We start from the raw sequence: 24,765 nt of genomic DNA on the forward strand, positions 1-24,765 counted from the left end.
ACCTTGCCCGAAACCGGAGAGTTGAAGATGACCACACCACAGCCCGCTTTCACGATCGACAACACCGCCACCGACGTGCTTGCCGGCATCGACCTGCACGGCAAGCTGGCCATCGTCACCGGCGGCTACTCGGGCCTGGGACTGGCCACGACGCGGGCGCTTGCCGCAGCGGGCGCGCACGTCGTGGTTCCGGCCCGCCGCCCCGACAGCGCCAACCAGGCCCTCGCCGGGCTGGCCAACGTCGAGGTCGACGAGCTCGACCTCGGTGACCTGGAGAGCGTGAACAAGTTCGCCGACCGGTTCCTGGCGTCGGGCCGCACGATCGACATCGTGATCAACAACGCGGGGATCATGGCCTACCCCGAGACGCGGGTCGGGCCCGGGTGGGAGGCGCAGTTCGCCACCAACCACCTCGGTCACTACGCACTGGTCAACCGGCTCTGGCCGGCGATCGCGGCCAGCGGCGACGCGCGCGTGGTCGTCGTGTCCTCCGGTGTCAGCCCGGACGGCACCATCAACTGGGACGACGTGCACTTCGAGCACACCGAGTACAACAAGTGGGCCGCCTACGGGCAGTCGAAGCTGGCCAACGCCCTCTTCGCGGCGCACCTCGACCTGCTCGGCCGCTCGGCCGGAGTGCGCGCGTTCTCGGTGAACCCGGGCTACATCCTCACTCCGCTGCAGCGTCACCTCACCAAGGAGGAGATGGTCGGCGCCGGGTGGATCGACGAGGAGGGCACGCCCTTGCTGCCCGAGTTCCGGGCACCGGAGCAGGGCGCCGCGACCCAGGTGTGGGCCGCGACCTCGCCGCAGCTGGCCGGCACGGGCGGCTCCTACCTCATCGCCTGCGCTGTGGCGAGGCCCTTCGACACCGAGACGGACCGGGAGCAGGCGGCGCGGCTGTGGGCCTACTCCGCTGAGCTGACCGGGGTCGACGCGTTCGCCGCATAGGTGCGGCCCCACCGCGATGTTCGCCGCCGCACCCGGAGTCAATTGCCCTGTGGTGCGGCGTAGCGTTCTCGCGCATACAACCGCATCAGGTCGCCCATCCGATAGGTGCCCGGCGCGGAGGTCTCCAGCAGTTGGGCGTCGACGAGGCGCTCAAGGATGCGCTCGGCGCACGCCTCGGACTGAGCCAGCAGCCGAGCGGCGGTCGAGCGGCTCAGCTCCGGCTCGCCCGACGCGCCGAGCAGCGCGAACGCGGCGGCGGCGGCCCGTGCCGCCGGGTCCTTGCTGTCGGACAGCTGATGGTAAGAACCGGCCAGGCTCGCCCGCAGCCCGATCCCGTCGGCCTCCAGGTTGTCCAGCCGCTGGTGCTCGTCGGCCAGCCGGTCACGCAGCTCCGCGAGGGGCCAGCCGGGCCGGGCGACCAGGCGCGCTGCGGCGATGCGTAAGGCCAGCGGCAGGAATTCGCACCACTGCGCGATGGCGGCGGCGGCCTCCGGCTCGGCGGCGACCCGATCGGCTCCCTCGAGCTGGCCGAGCAGCGTCACGGCCTCGTCGACCGCGAGCGGGCCGACGGGCACCTGGCACACGTCGCCGAGGCCGGTCAGCGGCTGGCGGCTCGTCACCAGCAGACCGCAGCCGGTCCCGCCCGGAAGCAGCGGACGCACCTGGGTCGCGTCGGCGGCGTTGTCGAAGACCAGCAGCATGCGCCGCCCGGCCATCAGCGACCGGAACTGTGCCGCAGCCTCATCGACCTGCATGGACGCCGACGGCAGGTCGACGCCGAGCGCGCGCAGGAGCCGCGCCAGCGCGTCCATCGGGCTCAGCGGCGCGGTCCCGACACTGCAGCCGCGGAGTTCGAGATAGAGCTGTCCATCCGGGTACGCGTCGACGAGCTGATGCGCTGCGTGCACCGCCAGCGTGGATTTACCGACGCCGACTGCGCCATAGATCCCGACGATCGGCGTCAGCCCCTGCTGGCGGAGGGGCATCAGCCCCTCGTGGATGCGGGACAGCTCTCGGGTGCGCCCGACGAACCGCACCACGTCGGTGGGGAGTTGACGGGGCACCGGCGAGGCCGAGACCGCGGGGCTGACGACGCTTCCGGCGTAGGTGCCGTCGAGCTCGCCGCGTAGCACTGCCACGTGCAGGTTGCGCAGCTCCGGACCGGGTTCCATCCCGAGCTGCTCGGCGATCTGGGTGCGCCCGACCGCGTAGCACTGCAGTGCCTCGGAGGTGCGGCCCAGCGCGCACAGCGCTCGCATCTGCAGTGCTACCAGCGGCTCGGCGAGCGGGTTGGACTCGATGATGCGGGCCAACCGGTCCGCGACGACCTCGGCGTTGCCCAACCGCAGCTCCTCGGCTGCCCAGGCGGCGGCGACGCCGAGCAGTTGCGATTCGGCACTGCGACGGATCTTGACCGCCCAGTATCCGGCCAGGTTGGACAGGGGCTGCCCGCGCCACAGGTCCATCGCCTGGCGCAGAGCGACGATGCGCGTGTCGTTGTTCGGGACGGGTGCGACGCGGCATGCCTCCACGAGCTGCGTGACGCGGTGCAGATCCACCTGCTGGCGGTCGATGTTGAGCACGTAACCGTCGGCGTGGCGGCTCAGGCGTACCGGTTGGATGTCCCGGTCGGCGGTGGCCAGAAACCGTCTCAGCCGGGCGACGTGGGCGTAAAGCGCGCTGCGCGGTGCTTCGGGTGTCTGCGCACCCCAGACCCGTTCGGTTAGGGCGTCCAACGACACCGGATTGCCGGCGTCGACCGCCAGGGCTGCCAGGACCGCGCGGCGCTGCAGCGGTCCTATGTCCAGCGAACGCCCATCTGCCTCTACGTCCACTGGACCAAGGAGTCGAACTCTCATGCTTCCCCCTGCATGCTCGTCCCCCGCCGAACCATGCATGGGAGCGTTCCCATACTAAGAGCTCGGATTGATTTCCATATCTGTCGAACGGATAGACCGTAACGACTCTTATGATTGCGCGGGTGCCCGTTGGCGCGGCGGCCCGCAGCCGTTGTGCGCGTCCGGGCGAGCCGGCTCGATGATCACGACACGGCCACCGCACTCCGGTAGCGGCGCCGGAACCGCGGATCGATCAGGTATCGCACGGCACCGCTCACGCCGCCCAGGCCGACCGCCAGGCCGTAGACGTAACTGAGCACCATCGTCGCCGCGGCCACCCGCCAGCCCGCGTTGCGGCGCACGAAGCTCAGCAGCGGCAGGTTCTCCCAGACGAACCAGGCGAGGAACACCGCCGGGACCACGGCCAGATAGGGCGAGAGGATCGGCAGCGGAGCGCCCGCCGCGGCCAGCAGGATAGCGGCGATCTCCGGCGGCCGGTGCAGCGCCTCCCGCTCCGGCTTCAGATCGCGCTGCTTGAGGATCAGCGGCATCAACGACACCGCCCGGCCGAACCGCTTGCGCACGACCGGCCACATCTTGTCGTCGTCGTCGTGATAGCCGACGACGCCCAGCGCCCGCGTCACCGGGAAATTCTCGGCGATGCGCAGGCCGAACTCGTGGTCCTCGTTGGTCCACTGCCCGAACAGCCGCTCGTCGAACGCACCGATCGCCTCGACGACCCACCTGCGGACCGCACCGACCGCGAAGTGGCCGGTGTGGACCGGACTCGGCTGAATCTGGCGGTAGTGGCCGAAGAGCACCTGGACCTGCTCCACCACGCCGTCGTCGACCAGCGGCCGGTCACCATAGATGCCCCAGGCCGCGCCGTAGGTGGGATTCGCCTCCAGGACGCCAACCGCGTTCTCGACCGCCTGTGGCGCCAGCGCGACATCGGAATCGAGGAAGAACAGGATGCTGCCGTGGCTGGACTCGATTCCGCGGTTTCTCGCGATCCCCGCACCGACGTTGTCGGCCAACGGGACGACGGTGCAATCGTAGGCACCGGCGATCGCAGCCGTCTCATCGGTGCTGGCATCATCGACGACAATCAGTTCTATATGAGGATAGGTCTGCGCCAATACCGATTCGATGCATAGGGAGATGGTCTTCTTGCTGTTGTGGCAAGGCACGATCACCGACACAAGTGCAGGTCCCGCTTCAGTCATCGACACTCCAGAGGTCTGACGAATGCGACATGGGATGATGCGCGACTCGACCGGTTGCCCAACGCGGTCGAGTCGACTGTAGATGGACAGTGTTTCTGCGCCGTTATCTAATGTGGTCGATCAGCCGACGCCGTCGTCATCGACGTACGCGAGTGCGCTATGCGGCGGATGGATCCGGGCGCGGGTGGGCTTCAGTGAGCCGACAGCAGGACCTGCTGGACCTTGTGATCCGACAATCCCGCCGGCTCCAGCAGGTCATAGCTGGACACTTCGATGTCAGGCGTGGTGAACAGCCAGTCCAGGCGCCACGCCCGGTTGGTGGCCGGCCACGTCACCGGGTAGATCGACGACAGCGCCCGGGTCTGATCGACCAGGCGGTCGGGGATCATCGACAGGATGCCCATCGACGGCGAGGTGTTGAGGTCGCCGCCCATCACGATGCGGTTGGTGTTCTGCGCCATGTCCGCGGCGATGGCCCGGTAGCTGGCGCGGCGGATCTCGAAGTTGAACCGGTCGATGTCGAACATGCTGCGGTCCGGGTCGTTGCGCAACCGGAAGATCCGCTGCGGCGGCTGGTAGATGTGGGAGTTGTAGAACGACACGACCTGGCCGTTGACCCGGATGTCGGTGCGCAGCGTCTGCGATTGGTAGAACAGCGGCCGCTCGCGCAGGCCCGCCGGGACGGCTTTGAACTCCTCCGGCAGAAATGTGGTCGAGTCCAGCCAGCGGTGCCCCAGCACCGGGAGCCGTGACAGCGTGATGTCGCGCCCGGCGATGACGATCTCGTAGCCCGGGAACGCCGCGCGCAGCTGCGCCTCCTGGTCGATGGCGAGGGCCTGCGACGCCGTGTCGGCCAGCGTGAAGTCGACGTGGGCGTACTCCTGGAGCATGTAGACGTCGGCGTCGTGCCGGCGGAGGAAGGCGTAGAAGTCCTCGGTGCTGCGCGGCGCGCCGCCCTCCAGGTCCTGATCCCAGTACTCGGTGTTCCAGGTGATCAGCTTGATCGCGTCGGTCGGAGCCGCCGGCGGGGAATACCACAGGGTCGCGAAGTTGATCCCGCTGTAGCCGATGCCCAGCACCAGGGCCACCGCCACCACCGCGCTGAGGCGCCAGCGCACCGGTCGTGCCAGCAGCGCGACGACGAAGAGCGCCACCGGGACCGCCGCGAAGGCCAGCGGCGGCAGCAGGTCGATCGGCCCCCACCAGTAGGCCCGTCCGCTCAGGACGCGATGCGCGGTGACCAGGAGCAGCCAGAAGGTGCATGCGAACACGGCCAGGCGCACGAGCCAGCGCTTCCACCACCGCGGTTTCACGACGGGAGTCGGCTCGACGGCCGCGACGGGCTCGCTGACGATCAACTGGGCAACCGTGGCTTTCCCCACAACGGCACACCTCAATTCCCCGTATTGCTTTTGATCAACGACCGCCAATAGTGATCGGCTTGAAAAGTGTTCCACCGCGGTCTTGGCGGATTCTTGGTGCGATCACCAAGAGGTCGGCAATCGATGATCGGTAGGGTCCTATGTGTCGAACATTGGATCTTATCCGGGAGCCGATGTCCGCCGACGGCGCAATGTCCATTCGAAAGACAGCCGCATTCGGCTGTCGGCAGCAGCGTAGGGCGCCATGAATGGGAGGGCAATATGCACATCGTCGTTACCGGCGCGGCCGGCATGCTCGGCACAGCCCTGCTGACCCGGCCCTGGCCGGGCGTGACCTGGACCGGCATCGACGTGCGACCGCTCACCGCCCAGGCACACGCGCGGGCCCGGTTCATCGAGGCCGACGTCCGCGACACCGACACCATGACCACCGCCTTCGACACCGCCGACGTGGTCATCCACTCGGCCGCCGCGCTGCCCAGCCACCGCTCCGCCGAGATCCGGTCCGTCGATGTCGACGGCACGAGGTCGGTGGTGACGGCCGCGCAGCGTGCCGGTGTCGGGCGGCTCGTGCACATCTCCTCCACGGCCGTCTACGGGCTGCCGCGCCTGTGTCCCACCACCGAGGACTACCCGTGCGAGCCGGTCGACGCCTATTCGGCGGCGAAGCTCGCCGCGGAGTCCGCCGTCCTGCTCGGCCGCGGACAGGGCCTGTGCGCACCGATCCTGCGGCCCAAGACGTTCCTGGGCCGCGAGCGCCTCGGGCTGTTCGCGATGCTGTTCGAGTGGGCCGACGAGGGCCGGCACTTCCCGCTGCTCGGCGGCGGTCGCGTGGCCACGCAGATGCTCGACGTCGAGGATCTGTGCGACGCCGTCCAGCTCGCCTGCGAGCAGCCCGACTACATCGTGAACGACACCTTCAACATCGGCGCCCGCGAGTTCGGGACGCTCCGCGAGGACTTCCAAGCCGTCCTCGACGCGGCAGGCCATGGCAAGCGGATCGTCACCGTGCCGGTTGGGCCTGCCGTCGCGGCACTGCGTGTGCTGGCCGCCCTGCGGCTGTCGCCGGTCTACCGGCGGCTGGTGCACAAGCTGACCCGCGACTCGTACGTCTCGATCGACAAGGCGTGTGACCGGCTCGGCTTCAACCCTCAATTCAGCAACAAGCAGGCGCTGCTCAAGACGTATGACTGGTGGCACGAAACCGCCGGCGCGGCACGGCGCAGCACCGGGCGTACCCATCGCGACCCCTGGAAGCAGGGCGCACTCCGGCTCGCCAAGGCGCTGTTCTGACCGCACGTCGCTGGTAAGGAGAGGCTCCTCATGGATCAAGCCTTGAACAGACAGGCTGCCGTCATCTACGCATCACCGGACGCCGTCACCGTCGACAGCCCGACCGTCACCCGCGAGACACGACCCCTTCACCAGATCAGCGCCCACGTGGCGCTGCTCCGCCCCCGCCACTGGATCAAAGGCAGCCTGGTGCTGGTGGCGCCGCTGATCACCGCACCGGTCGCGTCGCTGTCGCACATCGCCACGATCGGGCTGACCCTGCTGAGCTTCCTCATCGCGGCCTCCACGGTGTATGTGGTCAACGATCTGCGCGACCGCGAGTCCGACCGGCTGCATCCGGTCAAGCGGCTGCGTCCGCTGGCCAGCGGACGGGTCAGCGTGCCCGCTGCGGTCGCCGTCCTGGTCGTCCTGCTGGTCGTGACGCTGGCGCTGCTCGTCACCGTGCCACCGCTGGTGGCGGCGATCATCGGCGTCTACCTGGTGATGAACCTCTGGTACAGCCTCTCGCTCAAACATCAGCCCCTGGTCGACGTGTCCGTCGTGGCCGGCGGTTTCGTCCTGCGGGTCCTCGCCGGGACCATCGCCGCCGGGCTGGACGTGCAGCCGATCCTGCTGATCTGCGTCTACTGCGCATGCGTCGCCCTGTCTCTGGGCAAGCGCCGCCACGAGTTGGCGGGCCTGGCCGCCGACGAGACGGCTGCTCGGCACCGGCCGGTGCTGGCGGCCTACTCCGTGCAGTTCCTCGACCACGTCGTCGTCGTCAATCTCGTCGCCGCCCTCGTCTGCTACGTGGCCTCGATGTCGCAGCTGCAAGCCCCCTACGGAGCGGCCGCCGCCGGGCTGACATTCCCCTTCGCCGCCTTCACCGTCTACCGCTACCTGCAGATGCTCATGGTGGAGCGGTCCGGCGGCGACCCCGTCGAGGATCTGATCCGCGATCGCTCCATGCAGGTCAACCTCGGCCTGTGGGCGGCGATCCTCATGCCGATCCTGATCCTGAGCTCGTAGAAACCGCCCGTGGAGGGACCTTCGTGAGCATGCCGGAAGCCCGCGACTACGACGTCTGCGTCGCGGTCAACTACTACACCCCCTATGTCAGCGGGCTGACCGAGGTCGCTCGGACCGTCGCCGAAGGCCTCGCCGATCGGGGCTGGCGGGTGGCCGTCGTGGCTGCCCGGCACGACCCCGCGCTGCCGCTGCGCGAACAGATCCGCGGCGTCGACGTGTACCGCTGCCCCGTCGTCGCCTCGATCAGCCGAGGACTGGTCAGCCCGTCGTTCGCCGCCACCGTGCGCCGTGTGGCCCGCCGCTCGCGGGTGCTCAACCTGCACCTGCCGATGCTCGAGGCGGGACTGATCACCGCCCGGCGGCTGCCGACACCGGTCGTGTCCACCTATCACATTGACCTGTGGCTGCCGCCCAGCCTCGTCACCCGGGCTGCGATGGCCGCAGTGAAGATCTCCTCCAGGATGGCCCTCCGGCGGTCGGCAGCCGTGGTCGTCAACAGCGACGACCAGGCCGAGCACTCGCAACTGTGGCCCGTGCTGCGCCAAGCACGGCGCTCGGCGATCTCGGCGCCCTGTGTGGACCGCCGCGGCGGTGAGCCGGCCTACCGGCAGAGCTCCGGGCCGCACATCGGCTTCCTCGGGCGCATCGTGCCCGACAAAGGCCTGGAGTACCTCATCGCCGCCTTCGCCGGGATCACCGACCCGCAAGCGCGCCTGCTCGTGGGCGGCGACTACCTCACCGTCGCGGGCGGCAGCGTGATCGACCAGGTCCGCCAGGCCGCGCAGCGCGACCCCCGGATCCAGATCCTGGGTCTGCTACGCGGCCGGCAGATCGACGACTTCTACGCCTCGATCGACGCGTTCGCGCTGCCGTCGATCGCCGAATCGTTCGGCATCGTGCAGGTCGAGGCGATGATGTGCGGCATCCCCTCGGTCACCACCGACCTGCCGGGCGGCCGCTACCCGGTGCTCGCCACCGGCATGGGCGCCATCGTGCAGCCACGTGATCCGGTCGGGTTGCGCGACGCGCTGCTCGACGTGCTCGGCTGGGACGACGTCACCCGCGCGCACGGGGCCAAGACGGCGAGGGAGCTGTTCGGCGCCGAGGGCTGCCTCGACCGATACGCAGCGGTCTTCCTCGAACAGTCGGAGGCCGCCGCGACAGCGCGCGGATGACGATCGATCAGCCGACGGGTGCCAGCTGCGTGAGCGTCTCGTCGACCGCCGCGCGCTTGCGGGCGCGGTGCGCCGCCACGTGCGACCGGGTGGCGCACCGCTCGGAGCAGAAGCGCCGGCAGTTGTTGGAAGACGTGTCGAGGTAGACGTTGCCGCAGCGTTCGTCGGCACAGACGCCGAAGCGGGCGCTGCCGTATTCGCAGAGCCAGACGGCGAGGCCCCAGGCCGCACCGGCGAGGTACTCCGCGCTGACCGAGGCGCCCCGGCTGGTCACGTGCATGTGCCAGTCGCCGGAGTCGTGCCCGGAGATCCGTGGCTGGATGGGGTAGGTCTCCAGCAGGATGTTGAGCTCGGCGACCGCCTCGGCGTCCCGTCCGGCCGCGCCGGACTCGAAGACGTCCCGGAGCCGCTTCTGGGCGCGTCGGAAAACGGCCACGTCCCGCTCCACCGCCTCCTCGCGCATCCAGCTGCGCTCATCGATGAAGACGGCGCGCAGGTCGTCCAGGTGCTCCAAGGGAGCGTTGACAAGGTCAACGGCGGTCTTGGCGTACGCGTCGAAGTCCACCCGATAAAGGTAGACGAATCGTCGCGTTCTTACACCTCCAGCGTGGGCCTAATCCGGATAGCTCGGCACATCGACCAACTGAGCGAGCGTTAGGCTGGGGTCATGCTCCGTTCGGTGATCCTCGCAGCGTCGCGATCCGCCAAGGTAGAGAGGGCTGTCGGCTCCGCGCCGATCAGCCGGGACGTCGTCCGGCGGTTCGTCGCCGGCACCACGACCGATGATGCCCTCAGGGCAACCAGGGAACTCCTCGACGACGGTCTCACCGTCACGCTGGACCATCTCGGTGAGGACACTCTCAACGAGGATCAGGCCAACGCCACCCGTGACGAATACCTCAATCTTCTCGCCGCCCTCGGCGAGCAGGGCCTCAGCCACGGCGCCGAGGTGAGCCTCAAGCTCTCCGCGCTCGGCCAGGCCTTCGACGAGGAGCGGGCCGAGTCCAACGCCCGCGCCATCTGCGCCGCGGCGGCCGCGGTCGGCACGACGGTGACCCTCGACATGGAGGACCACACCACCACCGACTCGACGCTGGCGATCCTGGCCCGGCTGCGCAAGGACTACCCGACCACGGGTGCCGTGCTCCAGGCCTACCTGCGCCGCACCGAGCAGGACTGCCGGGAGCTCGCGGGCAGCGGATCCCGGGTCCGCCTCTGCAAGGGCGCCTACAAGGAGCCGGAGCACGTCGCGTTCCAGGCGGCCCTGGATGTGGACAAGTCATACGTCCGCTGCATGAACGTGCTGATGGCGGGCGAGGGCTACCCGATGCTCGCGACGCACGACCCCCGGCTCATCGCGATCGGTGAGGACCGGGCGCGCTGGTTCGACCGGTCGCCCGACGAGTTCGAGTTCCAGATGCTCTACGGCGTGCGCCCGGAGGAGCAGCGGCGGCTCGCGGCGGCGGGTTACACCGTGCGGGTCTATGTGCCCTACGGCACGCAGTGGTACGGCTACCTCATGCGTCGTCTCGCCGAGCGCCCCGCCAACATGATGTTCTTCGCCAGGGCACTGACCTCGAAGAAGTAGCCCATTTTGGGACGAACGGGGGAGCTGGGGCCCGCCCGAATCGCGTAGCCTCGTCGCCTGTGCACACAGGGGACGAATATGGCTCGCCGGACCGTACCGAGACTGATCCATCGGTAACTCCGCATCAGCGGCCCCCGGTGGATCCGCCGGCGTACCCGGCCTATGCCCAGCCCTTCCCCGGTGCGCTGCCGCCGCCGACCGAGAACCCGCCGCCGGCGGCATCACCGGTACCGCCCTACGGCGCTCCGGTGTCGCCCTATGCACCGCCCCAGCAGCCGACCGCGCCGACGTGGCAGCCCGGTGCGCCCCAGGGCTATCCGCCGGTCCAGCCGGGCCATCAGGGGCAGCCCGGTTACCCGGCCCGGCCCGGCTACCCGCCGCAGCCGGTGTATCCGCCGCAGCCCGGCTACCCGCCGCAGCCCGGCTACCAGGGCCCGCCGACGTATCCGGGTCCGCCGACCTACGCGGGGGTTCCGCAGCAGTTCGGGGGTACGCCGTACCCGTACCCGCCGCCCCTGCCCCCGCAGCCGCCGCGCAGCCGCTGGAAGTTCTGGCTCTTCTCGGCGCTCGCCGCCGTGCTCGTGCTCTGCGTGCTGCCCGCCGCCGGTGCGATCGGCTTCTACTACTACAACGAGAGCACGAACCTCGACACCGGCAGCCCCCGGGCGTCGGCGACGAAGGGTTCGGCGCGCAGGCCGGTCGCGGGTGATCGCTGGGACGTCTACCGCGACTGGATGGTGGATCGGGTCAACGAGGCGCTCGCCGTCCGCGACAAGGCCCTGGTGCAGCACGACCAGGCCGCCTATCTCGCCTCCGGTGACGCGGCCAAGCCGCAGGCGATCGCCGTCCTCAAGCGGCAGTTCGCCTCGCTGCAGCAGCTGAAGGTCGCCTCGTGGCGCAGCGAGGTGAAGGGCCTGCCGATCAAGGAGTCCGGTGAGGGCTTCGACGCGGTCTGGAAGATGGATGTCGTCTCGCACCCCTGCTTCGGCACCGCGGTCTGCGAGGAGTCGGTGTCGACGCGGACGGAGCTGTGGCGCCTCGTCGCCGACAAGCCCCGGGTCCAGGAAATCAAGATCAGCGGCAAGGACCAGCTCGGCCCTCGCCCGTGGGAGGTCGCCGACCTGCAGGCCGTCGCGGGGGAGCGGACGATCGTGGCGACCACCCCGACCTACGCGAAGAACCTGGCCCAGCTCGCCGTCGACGCGGAGAAGGCGGCGAAGGTCTCCGACCGCCTCGCCTTCGGCAAGCCCCCGAGCCGCTACGTGATCTTCTACGCCAGCCCGTCCGAGTGGAACTCCTGGTACTCCTGGGCTCCGCCGACCTGGGCCGCCGGTGTCTCGATCTCCACCGGTGACCTGCGGACGGAGATCGTGCTCAACGCCGCCGTCGTCAGCAAGTCGCTGATCGACAACACGTTGCGCCACGAGATGACCCACGCCAGCACCGTGCCCGGCCGATCGGGCGACGTGAAGTTCTGGTGGCTCGAGGAGGGCATCGCCGAGTACGCCGAGATGGACGGCTCCCCGGTCCGCCTCTACGGCGAGCTCTACTACGTGCGCAAGTACGTCGGCGCGAGCAAGTGGGACGGCAAGGTCGCCGTGAAGGCACCCCGCGACAGCGACCCGGACGCCGATGTGGGCGCGAAGTACGGCATCAGCTTCCTCGCCGTCCGGCAGCTCGCCGAGCGTTACGGCGAGGCGAAGATGCTGCAGTTCTACACCTCGGTCGTGCACGACGGCGCCTCGGAGACGGCCGCTTCGCAGGAGGCCTTCGGCAAGTCGTGGTCCATTGTGGAGGGGGACCTCGTCTCCTACATCCGTTCCACAGTGAGATAACTAACAGCAATATCGACGACAGTCCCACTCCCTGGGCAGGGCAATAATGCAGTGTGCGCCGACCCCTCGTGTTGCTCACCGCATTCGTCTTCCTCACCGCCGCCTCCTGTGATGCGGAGGCGACCGGAATCGTCGTCGCCGATGTCACGCGTACCACCGTGACGGAGGTGGTGGACGCGCCCGCGGCGGTGGCCGCGCGTGCCGCGGCGACGATGACCGCGGCCGCCGACGGCACGCTGGCGAAGCTGCTGGTGGCGCCCGGCGCACAGGTCAAGAAGGGCCAGGTGCTGGCGGTCGTCGACTCGCCGTCGGCGCAGGCCCGGCTGGCGCAGGCGAAGCAGGCGCTCGCCGCCGCGAAGCGCTCGGGCGGTGGCGGGGTGAGCCTCAACCTCGGCGGTGCCACCGGCCGACTCGATGACGCCGCCGCGGACGCCTTCGCGCACGCGCGGGCCGCCGCCGGGCACATCGCGGATCCGGCGCTGAGAGCCGCGCTGCTGGCCCAGATCGCCGCGGCCGAGCAGAACTACCGGGCGGCGGCGAAGGCGGTCGCATCCGCCGTCAACGGCGTCGGCAAGGGCCTGTCGTCACTGGGTTCGGCGATGAGCGCGCTCGGCGCGGCACAGAAGCTCCAGGCGCAGCAGGCCTACGACCTCGCCAAGTCGACTGTGGACGCATTGACGCTGCGGGCGCCGATCCCCGGAGTGGTGCAGCTCGGCGGCGTCTCGGCAGCGCCGAGCGGTTCGAGCCTGACCGATCTGCTGGGCGGCCTCGCCGGTGGCGCGGTGCCGTCGGCGGGTGGTGCGCAGGGTTCGACTCCGGCGGGTGTCGAGCAGTCGGTTCCGGTGGGCGGCCTCGTCACGGCCGGTGCGGCGATCCTCACCGTCGTCGACGTGAGCGCGCTGAGCCTCGTGGCGGAGGTGGACGAGACCGACATCCTGCTGGTGAAGGCGGGGATAGCCGCCGAGGCGGAGCTCGACGCGGCGACCGGGGCGGTCTACGCCGCGACGGTGCAGTCGATCGATGTGCTGCCGACCGCCAACAGCCGGGGTGCCGTCGCCTACCGGGTGCGGCTGTCGCTGGGGGAGGGCAAGTTCGCCGACGGGTCGGTGGCGCCGACCCCGCGGCCGGGGATGAGCGCGGTGGCCCACCTGAAGGTCCGGGAGGCGCCGGACACCGTGGCGATCCCGTCGTCGGCGATCTTCAGTGCCGACGGTCGGGACGCGGTGTGGCTGGTCGACCCGGACGGCAGGGCGGCCCGGCGCGACATCCGCCTCGGCGTCGCCGGGACGCAGTCGGTGCAGGTCCTCGACGGGCTGAAGTCCGGCGACCGGATCGTCGTCAAGGGCGTCGACAAGGTCCACGCCGGGGACGCGCTGCCGTGACGGAGCCCGAGGTCCAGCTCGCGATCGAGGCGGTCGACGTCACCCGCTCCTACCAGCTCGACGGGGTGACGGTCGAGGCGCTGCGAGGCGTCTCGCTCACCATTCCCCGCGCCGACTACCTCGCCATCATCGGGCCCTCCGGTTCGGGCAAGTCGACGCTGATGCACCTGCTCGGCGGGCTGGACCAGCCCACGTCGGGGCGCCTGTCGATCGGCGGTCGCGATGTCTCCCAGCTCACGGCATCGGAGATGGCGGCCCTGCGCAACACCGAGATCGGCTTCGTCTTCCAGGCGTTCCACCTGCTGCCGAGGACCAGCGCCGTGGACAACGTCGCGCTGCCCCTCGTCTACCGCGGCCTCGGTGCCCGCGAGCGGCGGCGGATCGCCACCGAGACGCTCGCCAAGGTCGGCCTGGCGCACCGGGTCGACCACCGGCCCAACCAGATGTCGGGCGGCGAGCAGCAGCGGGTGGCGATCGCCCGCGCGCTCGTCACCGCCCCGGCCGTGCTGCTCGCGGACGAGCCGACCGGCAACCTCGACACGACGACCGGCGCTGCGGTGCTGGAGCTGCTCGAACGGCTCAATCGCGAGGACGGGGTGGCGGTGGTCCTGGTCACCCACGACCGCGATGTCGCGGCCCGGGCCTCGCGCCAGATCGCGATGCGCGACGGGGTGATCGTGTGAGGTTCGCGGAGGCGTGGCGGGTCGCGGTCGACGCGCTGCGGGCAAACCGGATGCGCAGCGGCCTGACGATGCTCGGCATGGTGATCGGCGTCGGCGCCGTCGTGGTCCTGGTCGCCCTCGGCACCGGTACGAAGAACGAGGTCGAGGCCCAGGTGGAGGGGCTCGGCTCCAACCTGCTGATCGTGGTGCCCGGCCAGGTCTCCTTCGGGGCTGCCCCGACGCAGTCCCGGCTCGACATGGACGACCTCGACGCGGTGACCCGGATCGTGGGGGAGCGGGACCGGGTCGCCGTCACGCTCGCCTCCGGGGAGACCGTCGCGGCCGGCACGTCGAGCAAGTTCACCAGCGTGCTCGGCGTCATCGAGACCACGCCGAAGGTCTTCGTCCGCGAGGTACGCAGCGGGCACTACCTGACCCGTACCGATGTCGACACCGCCCGACGGGTGGCGGTGCTCGGCGCGAGTGTCGCCCGGACCCTCTTCGGCGAGCGGGACGCCGTCGGCCAGCAGGTCACGATCGCGGGCGTGCGGTTCCGCGTCATCGGCGTCTTCCAGTCGGTCGGGCAGAGCCTCGGCGTGGACCGGGACGACGAGGTGCACATCCCGATCACCACGGCACACCGCCTCTACGCCACCAGCCGGATCGACGCCTTCGCGGTGAAGGCACCCGAGCGGGAGACGATCGCCGACCTGGGCGATCGGATCATCGCCGACCTGCACAAACGGCACCCGGAGTCGGAGTTCAGCGCGGTGACGCAGGAGCAGATCCTCGGCGTGCTCGGCGACATCCTGGGGGTGCTCACGAGCGTGCTGGCGGCGATCGCCGGGATCTCGCTGCTCGTCGGCGGGGTCGGCGTGTCGAACATCATGCTCGTCTCGGTCCGGGAACGGATCCGGGAGATCGGCCTGCGCAAGGCGGTCGGCGCCCGGCCCCGGGACATCTCCGTGCAGTTCCTGCTCGAGGCCATCCTGCTCACTACGCTCGGCGGGCTGCTCGGGATCGCCCTCGGGGTGGGATCGTCGCTGATCATCGCGGCGCTGACACCCGTACCGGCCGCTGTCACCTGGTGGTCGCTGGCGCTCGCCTTCGGCGTCTCGGCGGGAGTGGGGATCATCTTCGGGGTCGTGCCCGCGCAGCGGGCCGGCCGCCTGGACCCGGTCATCGCGCTGCGTTCGGAGTGAGACGGCTCCGCGCCAGGAATGGAGTGATATCGCGGGGGTGTTTCGCGAAGGAGTCGCGGCTGCCCCAACCGTCCCGTTACCGTACTAGTAACACGCGCGTCGCCCAGCAGCCGCGGAGCACCCCTTCGGCTGGGTCGCGCAGGAGACGGGATTGGGTGGCGGACCAATGCGCGGAACACCACATGACAGCGCTCTCGCCGAGGTGCGCTTCCTGACGGTCGCCGAGGTCGCGACGCTCATGCGGGTCTCGAAGATGACCGTCTACCGGCTCGTGCACTCGGGTGACCTGGCAGCGGTCCGGGTCGGTCGATCGTTCCGGGTGCCGGAGCACGCGGTGCACACCTACCTCCAGGATGCGCTCTCCAAGGCTGCCTGACCGGGCAGGACAGCCCTCGGTTTCACGATCACGTATGGGTACGGTTACCCTGGACACCGACTCTGACCGTGGCCGCCGCGTGGTTCTTACACGCCAGCGCTGGTAACGACCAGGGACTACTGTCCGAATGCCTGGCGCCCGACGGTGCCGGTGCAAACCGATGTTCATCTGAGAGGGCTGCCGTATGGGCTCCGTGGTCAAGAAGCGCCGCAAGCGCATGGCGAAGAAGAAGCACCGCAAGCTGCTGCGCAAGACCCGCGTCCAGCGTCGTCGCCTCGGTAAGTAATCGCATGACCGCCGCCCGGGCCAGTGCGATGTCGGTTCGGGCGGTTCGGTCATGATCGGCAATTGATGAGCCGGGGAGTGGGATGACGGCGACGCCCGAGGTTGTCTTCGTCACCGGCGTGAGCCGGTTCCTCGGCGCGCGGCTGGCCGGTCGGATCGCCGCTCACCCGGGGGTGAAGCGGGTCATCGGCCTCGATGTCCACCCCGTGCCGGAGCCGCTCGCGGCCGACCTGCACCGGGTCGAGCTCGTCACCGCCGACATGCGGACCCTCGCGGACATCATCGCCGACTCCAAGGCGCAGGCGGTGGTGCACCTCGCGGTCGTCTCGGCGCCGGAACCCGGCGGCCGGTCCGCGATGAAGGATCAGAACGTCATCGGCACGATGCAGCTTCTCGGCGCCTGCCAGCAGGTCCCCACGCTGCGTACTCTCGTCGTGCGCTCCTCCACGGCCGCCTACGGCGCCTCCTTCCGCGATCCTGCGGTCTTCACCGAGGACGCGGAGCCGCGCGAGGCTCCCCGGGGCGGGTTCGGCAAGGACATCCTCGACATCGAGGGCTACGTCCGCGGCTTCCGCAGGCGCCGTCCCGATGTCACCGCGACCGTGCTGCGTTTCGCACCCTTCATCGGCTCGGGCACCGAGACCGCACTCCTGAGATATTTCTCCCGCCCGATCGTGCCGACCGTGCTCGGGCGCGATCCCCGGCTGCAGTTCGTCCACGTCGACGACGCGCTGGAGATCCTGACCCGCTCGGTGTTGGAGCAGCATCCGGGCACATACAACGTCGCCGGACCTGGCGTACTCACCCTGTCCCAGGCGATCCGCCGGGCCGGGCGCCTCGCCGCGCCGATCGTGGAGCCGGGGCTGATCGCCGCCTCGGTCGTCGGCCGCGGCGTCATCAGCAAGGACCAGGTCGACCTCTTCGTGCACGGCCGCGTCGTCGATGTCAGCAAGCTGACCAGGGAGTTCGGCTTCACGCCGCGCCCCACGGCCGAGGCGTTCCGAGCCTTCGTGAAGACACACGAGACCGGTGCCGCATTCACCCCCGAACGGATCGCCGCCGTCGAGCAGACGCTGCTCGACATGATCGCCTCGGTCCGGTCCCGCGCGACGACAGGCGGTGGCGCATGATCGACGAACACGACGACGTCTGGGACCGGCGGGTCGCGGGCGGGCTGGCGTTCCTGCGTCGGCGGCTGTCCGGCGGCTACGAGGTCGACGAGTTCGGCTTCGACGAGGAGCTCACCAAGGCGCTCTTCCATCCCGGCCTGCGCAAACTCCAGCGCGACTGGTTCCGCACCGAGATCATCGGATCGAAGAACCTGCCGGAGGTCGGTGGCGGCCTCGTCGTCGGCAACCACTCCGGCACGGTCGCGCTCGACGCGCTGATGCTCGCGATGGCCTGCCACGACGAGTCGGTGGGCCACCGCCACCTGCGGCTGCTCGGCGCCGACTTCGTCTTCAAGATGCCGTTCCTCTCGGAGCTGGCGCGCAAGTCCGGCGGCACGCTCGCCTGCAACCCCGATGCCGAGCGCCTGCTCACCAGCGGCGAGTTGGTCGGGGTCTTCCCCGAGGGCTTCAAGGGTGTCGGCAAGCACTACCGCGACCGTTACAAGCTGCAGCGGTTCGGCCGGGGCGGGTTCGTCTCGGCGGCGCTGCGGACCGGTGTGCCGATCATCCCGGCCGCGATCGTCGGCGCCGAGGAGATCTACCCCCTGATCGGCGACATCAAGCCGCTGGCCCGGGTGCTCGGCGCGCCCTACTTCCCGGTGACGCCGACCTTTCCCTGGCTGGGGCCGCTCGGCATGATCCCGCTGCCGAGCAAGTGGCTGATCGAGTTCGGCGAGCCGATCCACACCGAGGAGTGGGCCGACCACGCCGACGATCCGATGGTCGTCTTCAACCTCGCCGACCAGGTTCGCGAGACGATTCAGTCGATGCTGCACGCCCTGCTGGAGAAGCGCCCCGACCCCTTCGGCGCCTAGTACTCGGCCGGTGGTGCGCAAGATCGTGCAGCTTCCCGGAAGCGAGCCCTACCGATCCCCTCCGAGGGGACTGTTTCCGCGAAACAGCGCGATCATGCCCCCACTAAGCAAGCCTGTGCAGGTCCAGGGCGTGCCAGGTGAGTGTCTCCTGCTGGCCGCTGGACCAGAAGAGCACCCCGGCTCGGCAGAGCACCTGCCCGACCCCGTCGGCGACCACGATCAGCCGGTGTGTGTCCAGGTCATAGACGAGCAGTTGCTGGCTGCTCAGCTCCGACCCGCCGATGCCCGGCCGCGAGTAGATCTCCCACCGATCGAGCACGCCGACATCCACCAGCGCGGCGGTCACCGCTCCGGCGGCGGCCCGCACCCGACCCGACCCGTCCGGGTGCATCACGTCGATCCTGGTGGCTCCGCCGTCGCCGCCGAGCACGAGCGCCCGGCACCACGCCGGTGAGCAGGTGATCAACTCGCTCGGCTGAGCATCGACCGTGATCCGAGTGGTGGTGACGACGTGGCGCAGCTCGGTCTGGTCGGTCTGGCCGGTGATCGCGCTGACGAGCCAGTCGCCGCCCGCCAGGGCGTACCCCCCATCGACCGTTGTCACGCTCACCGACCCACCGCCGAGCGGGACCGACCGGATCTCCGTGCGCGGCGTCTCGGTCGGTGCCGCGGCGGCCCAGAGCAGCCGGTCCCCGTTGATCACCATGTCGTTCATCGAGTTGAAGAAGACGAAGTCGCCGACATCGCCGGTGAGCACCCGCGCGGCACCGCCGATCTCGGCGGTCCAGATCTTGACATCCCCGCTGCCGTCGGCGCCCGCGGTCTGCTCCAGCCAGGCGATCCGCCGACCGTCGGTGACCACCCCGCCGAACTGCACCGCGTCGGACTGCCGCAGCGTGCGCAGGGTCCGCTCCCGGCCGTCGGCACCGAGCAGCACGAGCTTCACGACGCTCGCGTCGGGCGCGGTCGCCGCGCCCAGCGAGCTGCCGTCACCCAGGAAAACCATCGGCTGGTACGCCCACCCGCCCCCCACGAACCCCGCCACGTCCCGTGGCACGACGCCGGGGTAGGCCTCGCCGAGGGTCCACTCGGCACCGGGCGCCCGGGGTGGCGTGGGCTCGGGCAGCAGCAGCAACATGCCCACGGCGCCGAGCGAGACCAGGAGTGCCACGAGCGCCCCGAGCCGGGGAATGAAGCGGCGATGCCGACCGGTCACACGGCCAACCCTAGTGGCCGAGGGGCGCTCAGAGCCGGTGACGGCGCCGGTTGAGCGCGACACCGGAGATGACGGCACCGGCCACGACCCCGGCGGCGAGGGTGGCGGGGACGGCGACCTTGACCGCCTTGCGCCCGGACCGGAAGTCCTGGATGTCCCACTGGTTGGCACGGGCGTGGCGGCGCAGCGCGGCGTCGGGGTTGACCGCGACGGGGTGCCCGACCGAGCCGAGCATCGGCAGGTCGTTGACCGAGTCGCTGTAGGCGTAGCACTCGTCGAGGTCGAGCTGCTCGGCGGCGGCGAGGGCGCGGACGGCGACCTCCTTGGCCGGCCCGTGCAGCATGTCGCCGACGAGGTGCCCGGTGTAGAGGCCGTCGCGGATCTCGGCGACGGTGCCGAGGGCGCCGGTGATGCCGAGGTGCTCGGCGATGACCATCCCGAGCTCGACGGGCGCGGCGGTGATCAGCCACACCCGCTCGCCCCGGTCGAGGTGCGCCTGGGCGAGGGCACGCGTGCCGGCCCAGATCCGCTCCTTCATCAGCTCGTCGAAGATCTCCTCGCTGAGGCGGCGGACATCCTCGACCCGCCAGCCCTGGATGAAGGCGAGGGCGGCGGTGCGGGCCTCGGAGATGTCACCGGCGTGCTCGTTGGCGCTGAGGCGGAAGCGGAGCTGCTTCCAGCCGAACTTCACGAGGTCTCCCGTGGTGAAGTAGCGCCGCGCGGCGAGACCGCGGGCGAAGTAGTAGAGCGACGCACCCTGCATGACCGTGTTGTCCAGGTCGAAGAAGGCCGCCGAGGAGAGCCGCACCGGTGCCTCCGTCTGACTTCTCACGGGTCGAGATTAACCGCCCCATGCATCAGTTGCGCATACGAACAGATGAGAAACGGCCCCGCCCGAGGTGCGGGCGGGGCCGTCGAACGCTGTCGGACTCTAGCCGCCGAGCAGGTCGCCGAGGATGCGGCCGAGCCCGTCGAGCAGGCCGCCCTCCTCGGTGGGAGCCGGGCTGGGCTGCGGTGCCGTGCTGGCGGCCGGAGTCGCACCCGGTGAGGCTGCGGTGCCGGCCGATGGAGCGGTCTGAGGCTTCGTCGGAGCCGTCCCCGGCACCGACGGTGTGTTCTTGCTCTCGGTCACCTCGGCCGTCGAGCAGGCCGCCGCGATCGGACCGATCGAGTCGACCGCACCGGTCGAGCCCGCGCCGCAGCTGAGCGCCGTACGCAGCCCGTGCGAACGGTTGCCGATCGCCGTGAGCAGCGAGAGCGACACGTTGACCCGCTCGGCCGAGGTGCTGTCGACCCCGACCCCGAGCTGCCGGACGAGGTAGCGCTGGTCCTCGACGAACTTGTCGACGGTCGTGAGCGTCGAGGCGTCCCGGCGGTCGACGGCCGAACCGAGCAGGAGTTTGACACCCTGCAGCGTGTCGGCGTCCATGTCGCCCAGCGCGCTGACGAGGCCGAGACTGTCGGTCCGCACGGCGTGCGCCTCACCGACGCGGGTCCGGGCGAATTCGAGATAGAGCTGGCCACGACCGAGGTCGGAGCTGGCGAGCGCCAGCTGGGCCCGCTCGGTGGAGCGTTTGAAGCCGTAGAGCGTGTCGCCGGGATTGGCGTCGCCGCTCGCCACGGACATGGACGAGATCGCCAGGGCGCCGACTGCGACGCCTGAGAAGATCGCGATCCGGGCCCGGGACGGCCGGGTCGGCAGATGGTCTGGTTCGGGGTCGACGGCGGTGATGCCGATCCCCTCGCGCTCTGCGGTCGCCATGAGCTGTGCCCGCAGGTCACGCCGGAAGTCCGGCCGGACGCCGCCGGGCAGCGGAACGCTGCCGAGCTGCTGACCGACCGTGACGAGCTCGGTGAGCTGCTCGTCGATCCGGCTGCGGGTGTGATGACGACGGCCGCCTTGGACCTCGTCGATGAGCTGGGCGAAACGCTCGGCGCGCCGTCGGTCAAAGATCGTGTTCACCGCGGGCACCCCCATTCGCTGGTCGCGATGTCGAGCGCGAACGGGACATCGATGACGAGACCCCTGTCAGGGAGGGGTCCCGAGAATCCCGGTCGCACTTCGACAAACTGCGGTCGGGCACTATCGGTTACGGGGCCGAACGGTCGCTCCTGAGGAGTTGTGAGCGAGGTCACGGCTGGAATCCCTCCGGGAGCAGCCGTGCGAGCGCGCGGACGGCGCGGTACTGCAGGGCCTTGATCGCACCCTCGTTCTTCCCCATCGCCTGTGCCGTCTCGGCGACGGAGAAGCCCTGGAGGAAGCGCAGCACGATGCACTCCTGCTGCTCCGGGTTGAGCTGTTTCACCGCCGTGAGCAGCGCGACGTTGGTGATGTGGTCGACGACCGCCGCCTCGGGGCTGCCCTCGGGGCCGCGGTCCTCCCGGTCCGCGTCGAGCACATCGCCGGTCGTCACCTCCAGGCGGTAGCGCCCGGACTTGAAGTGGTCGGCGACGAGGTTGCGGGCGATCGTCACGAGCCAGGCGCCGAGGTCGCGGCCCTGCCAGGTGAAGCTGCCGATCCGCTTGAGCGCGCGCAGGAAGGTGTCCGAGGTCAGGTCCTCGGCGAGCGGGCGGTTGCCGACCCGGAAGTAGATGAAGCGGAACACCGTGTCGACGTAGCGGTCGTAGATGAGCCCGAACGCCGCGGATTCACCGGCCTGCGCCCGCTCGACCAGCCCCCACACCTCCGCGGCCGCGTCGCCGGGATCGGGCCGGCTCGGATAGCCGGTGCCGCCGGGCGCGCCGCCGCCGGTGGCGGGCTCCTCGGTGATGACCGGCAGCACCGTGGTCTCGGTCGCGTCGGGCGCGACGAGGGTCCCCGCGGGTCCCTGCTGGGTCGGCATACCGGGCCGCCCGTTGACCCGCCCGCCGACCGGTTTGAGCGCCGTGGTGGGGGAGTGCCGCCCGGCTGCGTCGTTCTGAGCCTTCGTCGTACGCGTGCGCTGGGTGCCCTCCCGGTCACCCGGCGAGCCGTCCCGGCTGCTACGTACCGCTACCGCATATAGATCGTTGAGTGAGGTGCGCAGGGCGGAGAGGCCATCGGTGAGCGCCCTTCGGGCGGCGAGCACCTCCGGACTCACAGGATCTGTCGCAAAAAACGCGCTGGTCATGCCGTCACCTCCGGGTCCCCGCAGAAAGCGCAGCGGATGTCCACGCAAACGGGGTATGTCCCACCATAAGCCGACAGATGCCCGTAAAACACGGGTTCGGTCGAAGAACGGGCACAAGTGCCTCCTCCGGTAGAGGGGTGTCGGATCATGCCAAAACGGGTGACCCGACCCTGAGATGATAGGGCCAACGTCACCCGGGTGTGTGGACTCCGTTACACAAGGCTGAAGTATTTCCGGTCCGCAAGGGATCTCGTCGCACAGCATGTGCGCTGCCCACGCCCGTGTTTCTCGGCGTGTCGGCAGGTGACACGCCGATTCTCTCGACACGCCACGGACAAACCGCGCATAGCGCACATTCATCCTGGCGGGTGACGTCACGGCTACAACATGGGAGACTCAGCGACCGTGCAGGATGCCAAAGCCAGCGCCACCGATGTGACCAACATGGCAGAGTTCGTCCGCCGTGCCGCGCAGTCGGGTGCCCAACGCCCCGCGCTCCACCACGCCGATCGCGTGATGACGTGGGGCGAGCTCGACGCCGCCGTGGACAGCGTCGCCGCCGGGCTGCGCGGGCTCGGCGCTCCCGCCTCCGACGGTCAGCCCGCCCGGGTGGCGATCGCCCTGCCCAACATCCCCGAGTTCGCGATCGCGTTCTTCGCCGCGCTCCGCGCCGGGCTCGTCGCCGTGCCGGTCAACCCCACCTTCACCGCTCCCGAACTTCGGCACGTGCTCGCCGACTCCGGCGCGTCGGTGCTGATCGCCACCGACGGCGTCGCGATGACGGTCTCGGGTGTCGCGGCCGAGCTGACGGCGCTCAAGTGGTCTTACACGTGCAGCGGCGAGGGTGCATCCATGCTGGCCAGAGGGCTTGCCCGGGATGCCACGACAGCGGTGCCGCCGCCGCTGGCGCCCGCCGGGGGCGAGGATGTCGCGGTGCTGCTCTACACGTCCGGCACCGAGGGGCGGCCCAAGGGCGCGATCCTGTCGCACCGGGCGCTCATCGCCAACCATCTCCAGCTCGACGCCATCGAGCCGCCGGTGCTCAGCGCCGACGACGTGGTGCTGCTCGCGCTGCCGCTCTTCCACGCCTACGGGCTCAACAGCGGTCTCGGTGCGATCGCCTACTACGGCGCGGCCGGGGTCATGCACGAGCGCTTCGACGCCGACGAGACACTCGCGCTCATCGAGCGCCACGGCGTGAGCGTCGTGGTCGGCGTACCCCCGATGTATGTGGGGTGGACGCAGAGCGACGCCGCCGCGCGGGCCTTGCGCACGGTGCGGCTCGCGGTCTGCGGCGCCGCGCCGCTCGACCCGGCCGCCGCCAAGCGCTTCACCGCGATCACGGGTCACCAGGTCTTCGTCGGGTACGGGTTGACGGAGACCGCTCCCGTCGTCGCCTCCACCGTGGCGAGCCCGGTGGCGAAGGTCGGCTCGATCGGGCGCCCCCTGCCCGGCATCGAGGTGCGCCTCGTCGGCGTCACCGGCGACATCGTCTGGGAGTCCGACGGCGCGGAGCAGGACGAGCACGCCTCCGACACGCTGGAGACCGAGGCGCCGGACAGCCCCGGCACCGACCCCGGCGAGATCGTCACCCGGGGCGCCAACCTCTTCTCGGGCTACTGGCCCGACGGCCGGGGCGGTCCCGACGCGGACGGCTGGTGGGCGACGGGCGACGTCGCCTACGCCGACGGTGACGGTGATCTCTTCCTGGTCGACCGGATCGGCGAGCTGATCCTCGTCAACGGCTTCAACGTCTACCCCCACGAGGTGGAGCTGGTGCTCGCCGCGCACCCGGGGGTGGCCGAGGCGGCGGTGCTCGGCGCGCCGCACGAGCGGACCGGGCAGACGCCGCAGGCCTACATCGTGCGGGCTCCCGGCACCCCGGTGACCGAGGCCGACCTCGTGAAACACTGCGAGCGCAATCTCGCCCGCTTCAAGTGGCCCACGCGATACTCGTTCGTGGCGGAGCTGCCGCACTCGGCGACGGGCAAGGTGAGAAAGGTCGTGCTGCGCGATGAACGAGCCTAGGGTCGGGCTCTACACCAGGTCCGGTTGCCACCTCTGTGAGAACGCGGCGGCCGAGCTCGACGCGGCGGAGATCGCGTTCACCGAGATGGACATCACAGGTGATCCGGGCCTCGAGGCGGACTACGGCGACCGCATCCCGGTGATCATGCTGGACGGGCGCGAGCACGGATTCTGGCGCGTGGAAATCGCTCGACTCCGGGCGGACCTCGCCAAGTAATCTGGCC

The 24,765-nt window shown here is 70.0% G+C and carries 22 protein-coding genes and 1 pseudogene; 15 read left to right on the forward strand and 8 right to left on the reverse strand.

Going from position 1 to position 24,765, the window contains the following annotated elements; genetic code table 11:
* Nucleotides 1–27 precede the first annotated feature (27 nt).
* On the forward strand, nt 28–951 hold the full coding sequence (locus F4553_RS24020; protein WP_184839504.1) for an oxidoreductase: 924 nt from the start codon (nt 28–30) through the stop codon (nt 949–951).
* 38 nt (nt 952–989) lie between these two features.
* Here the strand turns inward: F4553_RS24020 and F4553_RS24025 are convergent, their stop codons facing one another.
* The 3 genes from F4553_RS24025 to F4553_RS24035 all read right to left on the reverse strand — a co-directional run bounded on the left by F4553_RS24025 (nt 990) and on the right by F4553_RS24035 (nt 5,373).
* A complete protein-coding gene (locus F4553_RS24025) occupies nt 990–2,786 on the reverse strand; it encodes an AfsR/SARP family transcriptional regulator (protein WP_184839506.1) in 1,797 nt (598 codons plus the stop codon).
* A gap of 206 nt (nt 2,787–2,992) precedes the next feature.
* Nucleotides 2,993–4,015: a glycosyltransferase family 2 protein gene (locus tag F4553_RS24030; protein WP_246466508.1), complete on the reverse strand. Its 1,023-nt coding sequence runs from the start codon at nt 4,013–4,015 to the stop codon at nt 2,993–2,995.
* 191 nt (nt 4,016–4,206) lie between these two features.
* Nucleotides 4,207–5,373 carry an endonuclease/exonuclease/phosphatase family protein gene (locus tag F4553_RS24035; protein ID WP_184839510.1) on the reverse strand — a complete coding sequence of 389 codons (1,167 nt, stop codon included), beginning with the start codon at nt 5,371–5,373 and terminating at the stop codon, nt 4,207–4,209.
* A gap of 285 nt (nt 5,374–5,658) precedes the next feature.
* Between F4553_RS24035 and F4553_RS24040 the strand changes: the two genes are divergently transcribed.
* The 3 genes from F4553_RS24040 to F4553_RS24050 are packed head-to-tail and all read left to right on the forward strand — an operon-like array spanning nt 5,659 to nt 8,873.
* Complete coding sequence (locus F4553_RS24040; protein WP_184839512.1) at nt 5,659–6,690, forward strand: NAD-dependent epimerase/dehydratase family protein; 1,032 nt, start codon at nt 5,659–5,661, stop codon at nt 6,688–6,690.
* Nucleotides 6,691–6,732: 42 nt separating this feature from the next.
* Nucleotides 6,733–7,698, forward strand: a complete 966-nt coding sequence (locus F4553_RS24045) for a UbiA prenyltransferase family protein (RefSeq protein ID WP_184839514.1) — start codon at nt 6,733–6,735, stop codon at nt 7,696–7,698.
* A 29-nt stretch (nt 7,699–7,727) separates the two neighbouring features.
* Nucleotides 7,728–8,873 carry a glycosyltransferase family 4 protein gene (locus F4553_RS24050; protein ID WP_184841148.1) on the forward strand — a complete coding sequence of 382 codons (1,146 nt, stop codon included), beginning with the start codon at nt 7,728–7,730 and terminating at the stop codon, nt 8,871–8,873.
* A gap of 7 nt (nt 8,874–8,880) precedes the next feature.
* Here the strand turns inward: F4553_RS24050 and F4553_RS24055 are convergent, their stop codons facing one another.
* The gene (locus tag F4553_RS24055) at nt 8,881–9,438 is read right to left on the reverse strand and encodes a CGNR zinc finger domain-containing protein (RefSeq protein WP_184839516.1); all 558 of its coding nucleotides are present in this window, start codon (nt 9,436–9,438) and stop codon (nt 8,881–8,883) included.
* 102 nt (nt 9,439–9,540) lie between these two features.
* Here F4553_RS24055 and F4553_RS24060 point away from each other — a divergent pair, with 102 nt between their 5' ends.
* The 9 genes and pseudogenes from F4553_RS24060 (at nt 9,541) to F4553_RS24100 (ending at nt 18,187) form a co-directional block, all read left to right on the forward strand.
* Nucleotides 9,541–10,461, forward strand: a complete 921-nt coding sequence (locus F4553_RS24060; RefSeq protein ID WP_184839518.1) for a proline dehydrogenase family protein — start codon at nt 9,541–9,543, stop codon at nt 10,459–10,461.
* A gap of 137 nt (nt 10,462–10,598) precedes the next feature.
* Nucleotides 10,599–12,296, forward strand: a complete 1,698-nt coding sequence (locus F4553_RS24065; RefSeq protein WP_184839520.1) for a hypothetical protein — start codon at nt 10,599–10,601, stop codon at nt 12,294–12,296.
* A 68-nt stretch (nt 12,297–12,364) separates the two neighbouring features.
* Nucleotides 12,365–13,678: an efflux RND transporter periplasmic adaptor subunit gene (locus tag F4553_RS24070; RefSeq protein WP_312875328.1), complete on the forward strand. Its 1,314-nt coding sequence runs from the start codon at nt 12,365–12,367 to the stop codon at nt 13,676–13,678.
* Nucleotides 13,675–14,358 (forward strand): annotated as a pseudogene (locus tag F4553_RS24075) (ABC transporter ATP-binding protein); the annotation flags it as partial. The gene F4553_RS24070 and the pseudogene F4553_RS24075, both read left to right, overlap by 4 nt.
* Nucleotides 14,358–15,542 carry an ABC transporter permease gene (locus tag F4553_RS24080; RefSeq protein ID WP_184839526.1) on the forward strand — a complete coding sequence of 395 codons (1,185 nt, stop codon included), beginning with the start codon at nt 14,358–14,360 and terminating at the stop codon, nt 15,540–15,542. The pseudogene F4553_RS24075 and the gene F4553_RS24080, both read left to right, overlap by 1 nt.
* Nucleotides 15,543–15,708: 166 nt before the next feature.
* Nucleotides 15,709–15,918 carry a helix-turn-helix domain-containing protein gene (locus tag F4553_RS24085; RefSeq protein ID WP_184839528.1) on the forward strand — a complete coding sequence of 70 codons (210 nt, stop codon included), beginning with the start codon at nt 15,709–15,711 and terminating at the stop codon, nt 15,916–15,918.
* A gap of 184 nt (nt 15,919–16,102) precedes the next feature.
* Complete coding sequence (locus F4553_RS24090) at nt 16,103–16,204, forward strand: 30S ribosomal protein bS22 (RefSeq protein ID WP_007465623.1); 102 nt, start codon at nt 16,103–16,105, stop codon at nt 16,202–16,204.
* A gap of 82 nt (nt 16,205–16,286) precedes the next feature.
* Entirely contained in the window at nt 16,287–17,333 is a 1,047-nt protein-coding gene (locus F4553_RS24095; RefSeq protein ID WP_184839530.1) for an NAD-dependent epimerase/dehydratase family protein, read from the forward strand.
* Nucleotides 17,330–18,187 (forward strand): lysophospholipid acyltransferase family protein, encoded by an 858-nt coding sequence (locus tag F4553_RS24100; protein WP_184839532.1) that lies wholly within the window; start codon nt 17,330–17,332, stop codon nt 18,185–18,187. Before F4553_RS24095 ends, F4553_RS24100 begins: the two co-directional genes overlap by 4 nt.
* Nucleotides 18,188–18,290: 103 nt before the next feature.
* On the opposite strand, the gene F4553_RS24105 is transcribed toward F4553_RS24100, so the two are convergent.
* The 4 genes from F4553_RS24105 to F4553_RS24120 all read right to left on the reverse strand — a co-directional run bounded on the left by F4553_RS24105 (nt 18,291) and on the right by F4553_RS24120 (nt 22,513).
* A complete protein-coding gene (locus tag F4553_RS24105; protein ID WP_184839534.1) occupies nt 18,291–19,403 on the reverse strand; it encodes a hypothetical protein in 1,113 nt (370 codons plus the stop codon).
* Between the two features lie 28 nt (nt 19,404–19,431).
* Nucleotides 19,432–20,235: an HAD family hydrolase gene (locus F4553_RS24110; RefSeq protein ID WP_312875329.1), complete on the reverse strand. Its 804-nt coding sequence runs from the start codon at nt 20,233–20,235 to the stop codon at nt 19,432–19,434.
* Nucleotides 20,236–20,334: 99 nt separating this feature from the next.
* The gene (locus tag F4553_RS24115) at nt 20,335–21,366 is read right to left on the reverse strand and encodes a DUF5667 domain-containing protein (protein WP_312875330.1); all 1,032 of its coding nucleotides are present in this window, start codon (nt 21,364–21,366) and stop codon (nt 20,335–20,337) included.
* 169 nt (nt 21,367–21,535) lie between these two features.
* Nucleotides 21,536–22,513 carry an ECF subfamily RNA polymerase sigma factor, BldN family gene (locus tag F4553_RS24120; protein WP_184839538.1) on the reverse strand — a complete coding sequence of 326 codons (978 nt, stop codon included), beginning with the start codon at nt 22,511–22,513 and terminating at the stop codon, nt 21,536–21,538.
* Between the two features lie 405 nt (nt 22,514–22,918).
* Here F4553_RS24120 and F4553_RS24125 point away from each other — a divergent pair, with 405 nt between their 5' ends.
* Complete coding sequence (locus F4553_RS24125; RefSeq protein WP_312875331.1) at nt 22,919–24,541, forward strand: AMP-binding protein; 1,623 nt, start codon at nt 22,919–22,921, stop codon at nt 24,539–24,541.
* Nucleotides 24,528–24,758 carry a glutaredoxin family protein gene (locus tag F4553_RS24130; protein WP_184839540.1) on the forward strand — a complete coding sequence of 77 codons (231 nt, stop codon included), beginning with the start codon at nt 24,528–24,530 and terminating at the stop codon, nt 24,756–24,758. The genes F4553_RS24125 and F4553_RS24130 overlap by 14 nt, the downstream gene beginning before the upstream one ends.
* Nucleotides 24,759–24,765: the final 7 nt, after the last annotated feature.

It is taken from the genome of Allocatelliglobosispora scoriae (genome assembly GCF_014204945.1).
Classification (GTDB): Bacteria; Actinomycetota; Actinomycetes; order Mycobacteriales; family Micromonosporaceae; genus Allocatelliglobosispora; species Allocatelliglobosispora scoriae.

Coding starts and splice junctions, on each gene's coding strand:
- F4553_RS24085 (WP_184839528.1), top strand. CDS start 15,709: ATGCGCGGAACACCACATGACAGCGCTCTCGCCGAGGTGCGCTTCCTG.
- F4553_RS24050 (WP_184841148.1), top strand. CDS start 7,728: ATGCCGGAAGCCCGCGACTACGACGTCTGCGTCGCGGTCAACTACTAC.
- F4553_RS24095 (WP_184839530.1), top strand. CDS start 16,287: ATGACGGCGACGCCCGAGGTTGTCTTCGTCACCGGCGTGAGCCGGTTC.
- F4553_RS24120 (WP_184839538.1), bottom strand. CDS start 22,513: ATGACCAGCGCGTTTTTTGCGACAGATCCTGTGAGTCCGGAGGTGCTC.
- F4553_RS24040 (WP_184839512.1), top strand. CDS start 5,659: ATGCACATCGTCGTTACCGGCGCGGCCGGCATGCTCGGCACAGCCCTG.
- F4553_RS24100 (WP_184839532.1), top strand. CDS start 17,330: ATGATCGACGAACACGACGACGTCTGGGACCGGCGGGTCGCGGGCGGG.
- F4553_RS24030 (WP_246466508.1), bottom strand. CDS start 4,015: ATGACTGAAGCGGGACCTGCACTTGTGTCGGTGATCGTGCCTTGCCAC.
- F4553_RS24090 (WP_007465623.1), top strand. CDS start 16,103: ATGGGCTCCGTGGTCAAGAAGCGCCGCAAGCGCATGGCGAAGAAGAAG.
- F4553_RS24060 (WP_184839518.1), top strand. CDS start 9,541: ATGCTCCGTTCGGTGATCCTCGCAGCGTCGCGATCCGCCAAGGTAGAG.
- F4553_RS24020 (WP_184839504.1), top strand. CDS start 28: ATGACCACACCACAGCCCGCTTTCACGATCGACAACACCGCCACCGAC.
- F4553_RS24130 (WP_184839540.1), top strand. CDS start 24,528: ATGAACGAGCCTAGGGTCGGGCTCTACACCAGGTCCGGTTGCCACCTC.